At 60.4% G+C, this 12,884-nt stretch carries 12 protein-coding genes; 5 read left to right on the plus strand and 7 right to left on the minus strand.

All coding sequences use genetic code 11. From position 1 onward, the window contains the following. Positions 1 to 62 precede the first annotated feature (62 nt). Positions 63 to 1,199: a Hint domain-containing protein gene (locus tag ACTIEN_RS10640; RefSeq protein WP_439523108.1), complete on the minus strand. Its 1,137-nt coding sequence runs from the start codon at positions 1,197 to 1,199 to the stop codon at positions 63 to 65. A 212-nt stretch (positions 1,200 to 1,411) separates the two neighbouring features. On the opposite strand from ACTIEN_RS10640, the gene ACTIEN_RS10645 reads away from it, so the two are divergent. The 3 genes from ACTIEN_RS10645 (at position 1,412) to ACTIEN_RS10655 (ending at position 3,557) form a co-directional block, all read left to right on the plus strand. Further along, a complete protein-coding gene (locus ACTIEN_RS10645; protein WP_439523109.1) occupies positions 1,412 to 1,867 on the plus strand; it encodes an Lrp/AsnC family transcriptional regulator in 456 nt (151 codons plus the stop codon). A gap of 7 nt (positions 1,868 to 1,874) precedes the next feature. After that, the gene (locus ACTIEN_RS10650) at positions 1,875 to 2,333 is read left to right on the plus strand and encodes an Lrp/AsnC family transcriptional regulator (RefSeq protein ID WP_439523110.1); all 459 of its coding nucleotides are present in this window, start codon (positions 1,875 to 1,877) and stop codon (positions 2,331 to 2,333) included. An 87-nt stretch (positions 2,334 to 2,420) separates the two neighbouring features. Continuing rightward, complete coding sequence (locus tag ACTIEN_RS10655) at positions 2,421 to 3,557, plus strand: aminotransferase class V-fold PLP-dependent enzyme (RefSeq protein WP_439523111.1); 1,137 nt, start codon at positions 2,421 to 2,423, stop codon at positions 3,555 to 3,557. A 144-nt stretch (positions 3,558 to 3,701) separates the two neighbouring features. Here the strand turns inward: ACTIEN_RS10655 and ACTIEN_RS10660 are convergent, their stop codons facing one another. Further along, a complete protein-coding gene (locus tag ACTIEN_RS10660; protein ID WP_439523112.1) occupies positions 3,702 to 4,334 on the minus strand; it encodes a DnaJ domain-containing protein in 633 nt (210 codons plus the stop codon). A gap of 74 nt (positions 4,335 to 4,408) precedes the next feature. Here ACTIEN_RS10660 and ACTIEN_RS10665 point away from each other — a divergent pair, with 74 nt between their 5' ends. Then, positions 4,409 to 4,666, plus strand: a complete 258-nt coding sequence (locus ACTIEN_RS10665; RefSeq protein WP_439523113.1) for a BolA family protein — start codon at positions 4,409 to 4,411, stop codon at positions 4,664 to 4,666. An 88-nt stretch (positions 4,667 to 4,754) separates the two neighbouring features. Here ACTIEN_RS10665 and ACTIEN_RS10670 read toward each other — a convergent pair whose 3' ends face one another. The 3 genes from ACTIEN_RS10670 to ACTIEN_RS10680 all read right to left on the minus strand — a co-directional run bounded on the left by ACTIEN_RS10670 (position 4,755) and on the right by ACTIEN_RS10680 (position 8,226). Next, positions 4,755 to 5,171: a DUF4177 domain-containing protein gene (locus ACTIEN_RS10670; RefSeq protein ID WP_439523114.1), complete on the minus strand. Its 417-nt coding sequence runs from the start codon at positions 5,169 to 5,171 to the stop codon at positions 4,755 to 4,757. Positions 5,172 to 5,425: 254 nt separating this feature from the next. After that, positions 5,426 to 6,940: an Asp-tRNA(Asn)/Glu-tRNA(Gln) amidotransferase subunit GatB gene (gene gatB, locus ACTIEN_RS10675; RefSeq protein ID WP_439523115.1), complete on the minus strand. Its 1,515-nt coding sequence runs from the start codon at positions 6,938 to 6,940 to the stop codon at positions 5,426 to 5,428. 92 nt (positions 6,941 to 7,032) lie between these two features. Then, entirely contained in the window at positions 7,033 to 8,226 is a 1,194-nt protein-coding gene (locus ACTIEN_RS10680; protein WP_439523116.1) for a hypothetical protein, read from the minus strand. Between the two features lie 267 nt (positions 8,227 to 8,493). On the opposite strand from ACTIEN_RS10680, the gene ACTIEN_RS10685 reads away from it, so the two are divergent. After that, positions 8,494 to 9,189, plus strand: coding sequence for a transglycosylase SLT domain-containing protein (locus ACTIEN_RS10685; protein WP_439523117.1), 696 nt, complete (start codon positions 8,494 to 8,496; stop codon positions 9,187 to 9,189). Here the strand turns inward: ACTIEN_RS10685 and ACTIEN_RS10690 are convergent. Continuing rightward, positions 9,186 to 10,046, minus strand: coding sequence for a lysophospholipid acyltransferase family protein (locus ACTIEN_RS10690; protein ID WP_439523118.1), 861 nt, complete (start codon positions 10,044 to 10,046; stop codon positions 9,186 to 9,188). The genes ACTIEN_RS10685 and ACTIEN_RS10690 overlap by 4 nt on opposite strands. Before the next feature lie 258 nt (positions 10,047 to 10,304). Next, positions 10,305 to 12,854 carry an aminopeptidase N gene (pepN, locus tag ACTIEN_RS10695; protein ID WP_439523119.1) on the minus strand — a complete coding sequence of 850 codons (2,550 nt, stop codon included), beginning with the start codon at positions 12,852 to 12,854 and terminating at the stop codon, positions 10,305 to 10,307. Positions 12,855 to 12,884 lie beyond the last annotated feature (30 nt).

The following is a 12,884-nucleotide window of genomic DNA, read 5'->3' on the forward strand; positions in this document are numbered from 1 at the left end:
ACTTTAGCATCTCTCATTCGCCAATCGACCGTATCGCGATTTATTCATGCGCGCATCGGGTGTCAGGCAACCCGCAGATCGACGGTTTCCAGATGTTTGCGCGCATCGCTTCGCAACAAATGCCGCGCTTCCTGCATGGTCAGCGCCATATGGCTCAGAACCTGCGTCTCGGCGTCGATACCGGGGGTCTGCATCCGCAATTCCGCCGTCGCCTCGGCGTCGAGGATGTCCTGTGTCATCACGCCCGCGGTAAACAGGGTTTCGGTTGCAATGCCTTCCGAAAAGACCATCTGATGGGCGTCCAGCATGATATGCAGGTAATCGGCCCGCCGCATCGGCACGGTCCGAATGCGCACCCCATCGACCAGCGCCTTAGCCGGAACCAGCACCTCGGGTTGCCCGAACCAAAGCTCTGCCGTGCTCGACCGCAGCAGGACACGGTGGTTGGGTGACAGAAACAGATCGCGATCATTGCCAAAACTGCCCGCCCGGATACAGACCGGGGCCAGCCGCCCAAGCCCACAGACACTGCTGCGCCCGATCCAGCGGACCGTCTGCGCACCCTGATCCAGCGTCAGAACCTGCTGTCCTGGCGTCAGGGACTCGACCGGACACGGCCCGTCCGGCGTTTCGATCCGCGTCCCCGCGAGAAAACACACCACCTCGTCTGGGATCGTGACCGACTGTCCGCTCCCGCCATAGCTCGAAACTCCTTGAATGTAGTGCAAGGTGGTTCCCGGCGGCGGCGATGGCCCGTCAAAGGTCACACCGACAACGCTCGTCGAATAGCCTTCGGTGATCGACACGCCCACCATGCGATAGGCGGTTCCGGCATCGTCGAACAACGTCACTTCGTATTCGTTTTCCACGTTCACCGGTGGCGGGTCTTGCCACCGCACCGTTTCGGGGCTGGGGGTATAGGTCACGCCGTCGATCGTCACTTCTTCGGTCAGGCGCTGATCCACGACGTTGGACCCCGAGAACGGATCGTCGCTCAGAATGCCGTCCGCATCGTCAAAAGTGATCGCCGTGGAGGAACCGGAAAACGTGATGCTCAAATCGCTTGGATTTTCCCAGCCGAACGCATTGCCATTCAGCGCATTGCCGATGACATCACCCTGCGTCGGGGGACCGCCGCCAATGTCGCGCGTGATGGTCACGGCGCTCTTGGCAAAGATATGGATCGTACGTTCGGGCAATGCCGCCACCTGTCTGTCGTCAGGTCAACTCGATCAAGGATATTCGCCTTGAATTGTAATGAAATACCGGCCCCGGTTCAAAGCAATTCCCGACATTCCGGCACTGCTGCGCCGACAACCGCCACCGGGGGGGCAGGGATCAAAGGGATTTGACCAAATCCGCTTGATCTGCGAGAAACCCATTCGTATTTTCCCGTATGGATGCAGATTTCATGCTCGATGATGTCGACAAGCGCGTGTTGCGCAGGTTTCAGATGGATCCGACCCTCACCATTGCTGACCTTGCCACGCAGGCCGGTGTGTCAACCGCAACCTGCGCGCGCCGGTTGCAACGGCTTCGCGACACAGGTGTGATCCGCGCCGTCCGGGCTGTGGTGAACTGGCCCGCCCTGGGCTATTCTGTCGAAGTGTCGCATCGCGTCACCCTAGACAAGACCCAACCCCGCGCCTTCGATGAATTTCTCGCCGCCGCCCGCACCGTGCCCGAGGTGATCGAGGTGCAGACCTTCCTTGGGCAGGTGGACGCGCGCCTGTCCGTCATCGCCCGCGACATGCCGCATTACCAGCAGGTCTACCGTAACAAGCTTCTGACCCTGCCACATATCGCCGACATCGAGGCGCTGATGCACATCGCCCGCGTCAAATTCGACGAGACACTCCCCCTGTGAGGTTCCTGTGATCGACCTTGACGACACCGATCGCGCGATGATCCGCGCCGTGGCACAAGACGCCCTGATCAGCGCGGGCACGCTGGGCCGACAGTTGGGCCTCAGCCAACCCGCCGCATGGCGCAGGCTCAAACGCCTGCGCGATGCAGGTGTCTTCCGGGGCCAGCGGCTTGACCTTGACGCGCAGGCGCTGGGCTTTGGCGTGACCGTGTTTCTGGGTGTGAAACTCGCCACGAAAGGCCGCGTCAGCCTCGAAGATTTCGAACGCGCCGTGACCGCCATTCCCGAAGTGCAGACGGTCGAACATGTGCTGGGTGCCTATGATTACCGCCTGCGCGTCGTCGCCCGCGACATCGCCGATTTCGAACGCGTCCTGCGCCGTCGCATCATGACCCTGCCGGGGGTCGGCAATATCGACGCCAATGTGCTTCTGTCCGAAGAACGGCTGGCCGGTCCCCTGCTTTAAATCGGACAAACTGTCCATTCCGCGTCGCGGCGTTTGCGCAGACCCACCGTTCCGGGGTAGCCATGTCGCACCTTTAGGAGATGCATCATGGCTTTGCTCAATACCGTAGACCCGAACGGTCTCGAAGAATTCTCTGTGGTCTTCACCGACCGCTCGCTCAATCACATGTCCCCGACCTTTCAGGCCGTGATGACCGACATCTCGGACATGCTCAAAGAGGTCTACAACGCCGACGCGGTGGTGCTTGTCCCCGGCGGCGGCAGCTATGGGATGGAGGCAGTGGCGCGCCAGTTCGGGCAGGGGGCCAGAACCCTGATCGTGCGCAATGGCTGGTTCTCCTACCGCTGGACGCAGATTTTCGACGCAGGCCAGTTCGGCGGCGACACCTTGGTGATGAAAGCCCGCCAGACCGGGAACGACGTGTTCGCTCCCTTCGCCCCGGCCCCCATCGACGAGGTGACGGCCCGCATCCGCGAGGAAAAGCCCGACATTGTCTTCGCCCCCCATGTCGAAACCAGCGCCGGGATCATCCTGCCGGATGACTATGTCAACGCGCTTGCCACAGCGGCACACGAGGTCGGGGCGCTCATGGTGCTCGACTGCATCGCCTCGGGCTGCGCCTGGATCGACATGAAGGCGACCGGTGTCGATGTCTTGATCTCGGCCCCGCAAAAAGGCTGGTCCGCCACACCCAGCACCGGTCTGGTGATGCTGTCGGACCGTGCGGTGGCGCATATGCAGGACACCACGTCCAACAGCTTTGCCGTCGATCTCAAGAAGTGGCATCAGATCATGATGGCCTATGAAAACGGCGGCCACGCCTATCACGCCACCATGCCCACGGACAGCCTGCGCGCCTTCCGCGACACGATGCTGGAAACCCGCGATTACGGCTTTGAAGAACTGAAAGACGCGCAATGGGCGCTTGGCAACGCGGTGCGCGCCGCTCTCAAGGCTCGCGGCATCAACTCGGTCGCCGCCGAAGGCTTCGGCGCTCCGGGTGTTGTGGTCAGCTACACCACCGATGCGGAAATCCAGTCCGGCCGCGCCTTCGCCTCCCGTGGCATGCAGATCGCCGCCGGTGTACCGCTCCAATGCGACGAACCGCCGGAATTCAGCACCTTCCGCCTTGGCCTCTTCGGCCTCGACAAGCTTTATGATATCGAAGGCACCCTTGCGCGGCTCACCTCGGTGCTGGACGAGGTTCTCTCCGACCATCCCTGATCGGACTGATCGACAACAAAAAAGCCGGGCACAATGCACGATCCCCGGCTTCTTCTTTTTAAAAATATGCCAAAGCGCCAATGGCCACGGCCACAACGATCCCGAAACGCGCGGCCGGGTCCAACCAACCGCAGCGACAGCGCCTTACTTGAAGTTCCGGCTGTCCTTGATCTGATCCCAGGCCCAGACCACAAGCTGCAACTGCTCTTCCTGCGACCGGTCTCCGCCGTTGATATCCGGATGCAACACCTTGATCAGCGCCTTGTACGACTTGCGCACCTCGGCCTTGGTCCAGCTGTCCTTGGCCTCCAGGATCTCCATCGCGCGCCGTTCGGTTGGTGGCAATCGTTTGGAATACCCCGCAGACCCGCCATTCTTGCCGGGATTGCGCGTCGCATTGTCCCCCAGCACCTGATGTGGATCCTCGATCCCCAACCGCGCCCAGGCCTTGGCCTCGGGATCGCGGTAATCCTTGGTCTTGCGCTCCCACACCTTGTCCGAGGACGCCTGTGCGTTCATCTCGGCCTCGGTCTTGCCGTCAAAGAAATTCCACTTCAGGTTGTACTCGCGCACATGCTCCTGACAGAACCAGAAATAATCATCCAGCACATCTGGCGCCTTGGGCGCCCGGAACTTTCCGGCCTCTTCGCAGCCCTCATGGTCGCACAGACGGACTGACGTTTCTGACGCTCCTGACATGCCCCGGCGACCACGAGGGTTCTTCTTCTTGGCGGACCTGACCGACATGTCAAAACCGAATGGATCTGATTTGCTCATAACCTGCCCTTTTCGACTCGGAGGCAACACCTTAGACCAAAACGCGACAGAGGTAAGGTGCAGGACGCGAAAAAATGACCAGAACTGAACAGATCGAGACACGACTCCGCGAGGCGCTCGCCCCGCGAGAACTCATGGTACAGGATGACAGCGAAAGCCATCGTGGCCATGCCGGTTACCAGGAAGGTGGCGAAAGCCATTTCAACGTCCGCATTCGCGCGGACGCCTTCAAAGGCCAATCCCGCATTGCCCGTCACCGCATGGTCCACAAGGCTCTCGGCCCCGACCTTGTCGCGGCGATTCACGCCCTGTCGATGGATCTTGACACATAGGGCGCAGCTTTGCGCGGATCGCCGGGGCGTGTCGCACCCCCGGCGCTTTCAGGGACTCACCACACCTTTGGGGTGGACCGCGCAGCGATCACGCAGGCCGCGTCTCTTCGCTGCCCTCTTCATAGTCGTCGTCGGTGGTTTCGACATCGGACCGTGTCTTCCTCGCCGCAGACCGCTCTGCCGCAGGAGCCGCCAACGCCGCCACCGGCGATGTTGCTGTCAACACTGGCTCGGCCCGCACAGGTGTCGGCCGGGGAGCCTCGACCGGAGTCTCCGCCGCCATTTCGCGACGAAACACCAACAGCGTCCGCCAATGCGTCGCCGACCCGGTCAACCCCTGCCGCTCTTCCGAAGGCAACACGTCCGAGCGCTGGTACTCCCAGCCCTCCGCCGCCAATGCGTTGATCGCCTGTTCCACCCCCAGCGCAAACCGCGCCTCGGGCGTCTTGAGCCCCTTGGCCTTGACCCCCTTCACCGGGGCCGGAACCACCTTGTATTCGTACATGCCAACCGCCTTACATCAGAACCGCAGCCCTCATACTTTAGCCCACGCCCAGAGGCCAGCCCCGCAGGCGCGGCCTCCTCCTGGTGCGCAATCACTTAACCTACGCCAGAGTGGTACAGTTCGATCGTACAAACCGTACAAGATGTGGGCACCACGCCCCGAAAACACGAAAACGGACCCAGTAGGCCCGTTTTCACCGCTTGAAGCGTGACCGTCGAACGGCCCAAACGTACAAATCCGCTTGTTCGCAGGCGTTACAGCCCCAGTTTTGCCGTCACGATCTGGTTGACTGCCGCCGGGTTGGCCTTGCCGCCCGTGGCTTTCATCACCTGACCCACAAACCAGCCCGCAAGTTTCGGATTTTGCTTGGCTTTTTCCACCTGCGCCGGGTTTGCCGCGATGATCTCGTCCACCGCTTTTTCGATCATACCGGTGTCGGTGACCTGCTTCATGCCCCGCGCCTCGACGATCTCTGCCGGGTCGCCCCCTTCGGTATAGACGATCTCGAACAGGTCTTTCGCGATCTTGCCCGAGATGTCGCCTTTCTTGATAAGCGCAATGATTCCAGCGAGTTGCGCAGGCGAGACCGGGCTTTCTCCAATGTCGTGATCTTCCTTCTTGAGTCGACCGAACAATTCGTTGATGACCCAATTCGCCGCCAGCTTGCCATCACCACACGCGGCAACAACGTTTTCGAAATACCCCGCGTTTGCCGTGTCCGCCGTCAGCACGTCCGCGTCATACTCCGAAAGCGCGAACTCCTTGACAAAGCGCGCTTTTTTCTCGTCCGGAAGTTCCGGCAGGTTCGCCGCGATGTCGTCCACCCACGCCTGTTCGATCTCCAAAGGCAGCAGATCCGGGCAGGGGAAGTAGCGATAATCATGCGCCTCTTCCTTGGAGCGCATTGATCTTGTTTCATTTTTATCCGGATCGTAAAGCCGCGTTTCCTGATCAATCTTGCCACCGGCCTCCAGAATTCCGATCTGCCGCCGCGCCTCGTAGTCAATCGCCATCTGGATGAACCGCATGGAGTTCATGTTCTTGATCTCGCAGCGTGTGCCGAGATGGGAAAAATCCTGTGATTCCTGATACTTCTCGTACTGACCGGGACGACAAACCGACACGTTCACATCCGCCCGCAGGTTGCCGTTCTGCATGTTTCCGTCACACGTCCCCAGATACCGCAAGATCTGGCGCAGCTTCACAACATAAGCCGCCGCTTCCTCGGGACCGCGGATATCTGGGCGGCTGACAATCTCCATCAGCGCCACACCCGTCCGGTTGAGATCCACAAACGACATCGTCGGGTCCATATCGTGAATCGACTTGCCCGCATCCTGTTCGATGTGAATGCGTTCGATCCGCACCAGCCGTGCAATGCCGGGTTCCATGTCCACGATCACTTCACCTTCACCCACGATAGGGTGATAAAGCTGGCTGATCTGGTAGCCTTGCGGCAAGTCCGGATAGAAATAATTCTTGCGATCAAAGGCACTTACAAGGTTGATCTGCGCCTTGAGGCCCAACCCGGTGCGCACCGCCTGTTCGACGCAGAACTCGTTGATGACCGGAAGCATCCCCGGCATCGCGGCGTCCACGAAGGCCACGTTGGAATTGGGTTCCGCGCCGAACTGCGTGGACGCCCCGGAAAACAGCTTGGCCTTGGAGGCAATCTGCGCATGCACCTCCATCCCGATCACCAGTTCCCAATCGTGCTTGGCACCGGCGATTACCTTGGGTTTCGGGGTCTCAAAGCTCAGGTCCAACATGGCACATCCTCTTGGCGCGAACGCCGCGTGGAATACGCCAGAGGGGGGCAAGGAGCAAGAGGGCGGTGGGCGGTTTTGACATCCCGAGTGTCCTACGCATCCGGGTTCGTGACAGGCGGAAGCCCACGCGCATGACGGTCAAGCGCCGCCGAGGCGCGCTGTCGTCCCTTGGCAAGCCGGTCCTGATCGTCGAGCCGTGACGCCCAGACACCTTTCGCGGCGTACCAGACACGGGGATGAACTTCGCGCAGATGCTCGCTGACGATCCAGTCAAAGCAGTCCGCGATCCGCGCGCGCGCCTCAAGGTTGACGCCAGCGGGCTCAAGCGCGCTGCCCGTGTAGGCGGCAAGAACATTGACGCTGTGCTGGTCTGTCTGACGCGCCAGAATGTCACGCAGCCCTGTGCAGAAGAGGTCCGCATCCAGAAGGGCAAACGCCTCATCATCGACACTGAGCGCATCAAGATATGTCCAGGTGTATCCGCCGGTGCCCCAGATGTCGCTGGTGCGCTCCATCGTGCGACGCGCCTCGTGATCCAGCCGCTGATAGCTGCCGAACCAGCGCGGCAGCATGTGGTTGCCAAGGGCACGCATGTATTTGGCGACGCCGGGGGCAAGGTCGATCAGGTCTTCATAATCGTCGCTGGCCCGCGTCCTGGGCCGCGTTTCGGCCGACAGCAAGGCGCAGCGCACAGCGGCGAGCATGGGCGAGTCGAGCTCAAAGGCATCGTATTGGTCGATCAGGTCACCCGCGCTCTTGAAGTGGCGGAAAAAGGCGGCGCGATGGGCGGCCGGGATGTCCTGCCGCCAGCCTTCGCCGCGCCAGGCCCAGCCAATGTCGATATGGGCCATCGCAACCACATAGGCGACGCCGTGATCATGTTCGGTTTCATCCAGCACAAGCTGCATGTCGTTCATGATCGACACGGCACTCAGTTCGTCACCTGCCTTTACCGCCCGATTGGCGGCCGTGATCAGGTCTGCGCGCGCGCCCTCGGCCAGGATTTCCGCTTCGGGGACACCGCCGGGTGTGGTGACGCGGCCTGCATCGGCGGTGCGGATGCGATCGCCAAGGGTGGCCCAGGCATCCTGCCGTGCCATGTACAATCCGGCCTCGAACAGGGCGTGGTGCATGTCCTCTTCTTCGCTGGTCGTCTTGATGGGAAGGTTCAATTTCGGGGTGGTCTTCAGCGCTTCGATATTCAGCAGGGTTCCCCCCGAAACCGGTGCATCAACACCACTGCGGGCTTTGCGGATCAGGGTTGTCAGGTTGTCCAGAACGGGCATCGCATTGGCCTTCAGGTTGTCCAGAACAGGTTCCGGACGGGAATGGGAATGCCCAATGATTTGCCTGAAAAAAATGTCTCAAATCAGGCGTCAAAACGATTTCGAAGGGGTATTCTGGAGGCGTCGGCAATGCCTTGGCTGTTTTCCACCGAAGATCGGAATTTCGCGCAGAAAGCCGCGCATGGATCGGCCCAACGGCGCTTGTGCTTGATTTTTGGCGAAAAATCGGAAACACACGTCCGGATGTCACGCTGGGGGATCATATGCGTGGCGGTGTTGATGCTTGGTTTTTCCGGGTCCGTTTCCGCGACACCTGCCACAATGGTTGATGGGCAATCAACCACCGCGCTGACCGCGTCGCTGCGGCCTGTCGCGCGAAATTACACCCCGCTTCCTGACATGCGCTGGAGCCATCGAAACGAAGCTGACCGCTGGTCGCGCGCCGCGCTGATGGCGCTGCGCAGTCACGCAAGCGTTCTGCCGCGTACCGTTCCGAAAGACATCGCGGATTGGTGTCCGGCCTATACATCCAACGATACATCCGCGCGCGAAGCGTTCTGGGTCGGCCTGTTGTCGACGCTTGCCAAACACGAAAGCACCTTCCGTCCGACAGCCGTGGGTGGTGGCGGAAAATGGTATGGGCTGCTTCAAATCCTGCCAGCCACGGCACGGGGATATCGTTGCAATGCGACCTCGCGCGATGCGCTCAAGAATGGGGGCGCAAATTTGCAATGTGCGCTCCGGATCATGGCCGTGACAGTGCCGCGCGATGGCGTGGTGGCCTACGGCATGCGCGGTGTGGCTGCGGATTGGGGCCCGTTTCACAGTCGGATCAAACGCACTGACATGATGAAGTGGATCCGCGCGCAGCCTTACTGTGCAGGGCTTTCGCGGTCTTTACGTCCGGTGGCACGCCCTGTTCGTGCCCCATGGCAAGGGGTTGTGTCGACCCAAGGGTTCTAGGCCCGCCGCGCCGGAAAGCGGGACGCATCCAACAGAGACACGCCCTGCATCGGCGCTTCGCCCAAGGCCAGTGTCGCACGTCGCAAAAGCGCAATCCCGTCTTCCGAATTTTCTGGCAGTGCCTTTGGGGAAATCTGCTCTCCCACCCGAATTTCATAGGGTTGACGGTGCTTGTTCAGGGTTTCATGGAACAGGGTGATGTCGCGCAATGTCGGGTGGATCGCGTCGAACAGATAGAACAGCGCCGAATTGCGCGCCTGAAGATGGATCGGGATCACCGGAAGGTCAAACTTGCGCGCCAGCATCGCGGCAGAGGCCATCCAGGGACGCTCGTGCAGCCGCGTACCGCGTCGTTTGGCCAGACGCCCTGACGGGAAAATGACACCCAGGCGACCCTCCTTGACGGCCTGCCGGGCGAAAACCATCGTCTCGCGCGTCTTGGCGTGGCTGCGCCGATCCTTGCGCCATTCCACGGGCGCAATCATGTCGGCCATCTGCGGCATCACTTTCAGAATGTCATGATTCGCAAAGTAATACGCGTCCGGGCGTATGGATTTCAGAATGCCATGCAGAATGATCCCATCTGCAATCCCCGTCGGGTGATTGGCGACGATCAAGGCCGCCCCACGCCGCGGCAGCTGGCCCAGACCCGACACCGTCACCTTCTGTGCCAGACGCTCTGCCATGATGTTCATGATCTGCGATGAGGGCAGCGTGCCGATCTCTTCAGCCAGCGCGACGGTGCTGTCATAACCCAAAAGCGTGTTCAGGACAGGGCGGGCGAAAGAGGCTGCCATCGTCGGCCGGAACAGCCAAGGCGCGCGGTCCTCGATCAGTGGGTCAATCCGGTCTTTCATGCGGCCTCTCCTGACAGAACTGCGTGTCAATGGCATGACAAACGCAGAGCAAACTGTTCCGGGAGGCAAGTCATAATTCCGAAACACCTACCTTTGCGCAATGTCATGCCACTTGCCCCTCAACGCAGGCAACCCTCCGCCGGTTCCCAAAAGAATGGCCGCGTTGAAAAAAGGCGAAGAGGTACGGTGCCTGCCGATTGCCAGCCCGATCCAACGCGGCACCGATTGGATCGGTTGACCCGACAACCAGTCATCCGGTCAGCCCAGAATCCGGCTGACCATTTCATCTGTGTCTCGGCTCAGGTTCGGTTTGGCCTTGATCCGCTCAAGCGCGGTCTTGATCTTGGTCTGCCGGTCCTCATCGTATCGTTTCCAGGTCTGGAAGACGGAACACATGCGCGCCGTGGTCTGCGGGTTCTTGTCGTCCAGCGTGATGAGCCAATCGGCAAGGAACGCATATCCCGCGCCATCCTTGCGGTGGAACCCGGCGTGGTTCATCGCGAACCCGCCCATCACCGCGCGGAACCGGTTGGGGTTGGTCAGATCAAAGGCGGGGTGTTCCACAAGGCTTTCCGCCACGTCCACCGCGATATCCGGTTTTGCCATGCCGACCTGCAAACCGAACCATTTGTCCATGACAAGTCGGTCATCTTTCCACTGAGATTCGAATGACTTGACCGCGCTGTCGCCTTTATCGGCAGAAATAAGCTGCGACAGAGCCGATAACTGCAATGTCATATTGTCAGCACTGTCATACTGGGCCTGTGCTGCCGCGCCGCCGTCGAGCCGTGTCTGCAAACCCAGAAGTGCCGACCCCAACGACCGCTTGCCCGACTGATCCGCATCCGGCGCATAGGGATCATGCACCACAACCGATCCGCGCAGGTCAGACAGGAAACCTGTCCACGCGACCGCCATGTGGTTGCGCAGATCCTCTGCCGCCTGCCAGATCGCATCGGGGTCAGGCGTCGTGCCCAACTCAAACAGGACCTGCGCCATTTCGGACTGGCTGGGGAGTGCCATCATCAGCGCCCGGAATGCGGCGTCCAGCGCGTCATCCCGCACCACCCGTTCCAGCCCGTCAAGCCATGCGGTGTCCGGCGCGGCACCATCGCGGATCATCGCCACAAGGCAGTCACGGGCAAGGTTGCGGTTTGCCTCCCAGCGGTTGAATTCATCGGTGTCATGCGCCAGCAGGAAGGCCTGTTCCTCGCGGCTGACCTCACGCTCCAAAACGATGGGGGCTGAAAATCCGCGCAGGATCGACGGCACAGGTTTGCCGGCCAGACCGTCGAAGGTAAAGCTTTGTTCGGCGTTAGTCATTTCCAGAACCTGCGTCGGCACAACCTCGTCACCGTTGGGATTCAGCAATCCAACGGCAATTGGAATGACCTTGGGGTCTTTCACAACCTGTCCCGGCGTCGACGGTGTGTGCTGTCTGAAGGTCAGGGTATAGACCCCGTCCGACCACGCCTCGGACACAGCGACGCGGGGCGTACCGGATTGCGCATACCAGAGCTTGAACTGCGCAAGGTCACGGCCCGTGGCATCCGCGAACACCTGCAACCAATCCTCGATAGTGCAGGCCTGACCGTCATGACGGTCAAAATAAAGGTCAAGAGCACGGGAATAAGCATCGTCACCCACCAACGTTTTCAGCATGCCGATCACTTCGGCACCCTTTTCGTAAACCGTGGCGGTGTAGAAATTGTTAATTTCCTGAAAACTCTCCGGCCGCACCGGGTGGCTCAATGGTCCCTGATCTTCGGGGAACTGCCGTGCGCGCAGATCAATCACGTCGCTGATGCGTTTCACCGGAGCCGAGCGCATGTCCGACGTGAACTGGCTGTCGCGATAGACGGTCAGCCCCTCTTTCAGACACAGCTGGAACCAGTCGCGGCAGGTGATGCGGTTGCCGGTCCAGTTGTGGAAATACTCATGCGCAATAATCGCTTCAATTCTTTCGAAATTCGCGTCCGTGCTTGTTTCGGGCGACGCCAGAACGCAGGAGGAATTGAACACGTTCAGCCCCTTGTTTTCCATTGCGCCCATATTGAAATCGTCGACTGCGACGATGTTGAAGATGTCCAGATCGTATTCGCGCCCATACTCCTTTTCATCCCAAGACATTGATTTCTTGAGAGCTTCCATCCCGAAGGCGCATTTGTCCTCGTCCCCCGGACGGACCCAGATGTTCAATTCCACATCCTTGCCGGACAGGGTGGTGAAGGTGTCGGGATGGTTGACCAGATCGCCGGCGACGAGGGCGAAGAGGTAGGCCGGTTTGGGCCACGGATCGTGCCATTCCGCCCAGCCGTCGCCGGTGCCCGCGGGATTGCCATTGGACAGCTTCACCTTTTCTTCACCCTCGATTCGTACGGTGAAGGTGCTCATCACGTCCGGGCGATCCGGATAGTAGGTGATCTTGCGGAACCCTTCCGCCTCGCATTGGGTGCAATACATGCCGTTCGACATGTAAAGCCCTTCAAGCGCGGTGTTGGTCTGCGGGCTGATCTCGACCTCGGCCTCCCAAACGAAAGGCCCGTCCGGCACGGCGCAGCGCAGCCCGTCGTCGGTCAGGTCAGGCGAAACCTCGGCCCCGTCGATCTTGGCCCAGATCAGGGAAAGGTCTTCGCCATGAAGGAAAAACGTCCGGTCCGTCGCATCCGGATTGGGCGCAAACGATATCCGGCTGATGACCCGCGTAGAGGTCGGTGCCAAACGAAAGGTCAGGTGAACACTTTCCACCACATAACCGTACGGGGTGTAATCCTTGAGGTAGATCGTCTTGGGCGCGGCGTCTTTCATCGGAAGCTCCGGATTGGGGATGTTGCGTGT

It is taken from the genome of Marivita sp., from assembly GCF_051859345.1.
Lineage (GTDB): Bacteria > Pseudomonadota > Alphaproteobacteria > Rhodobacterales > Rhodobacteraceae > Marivita.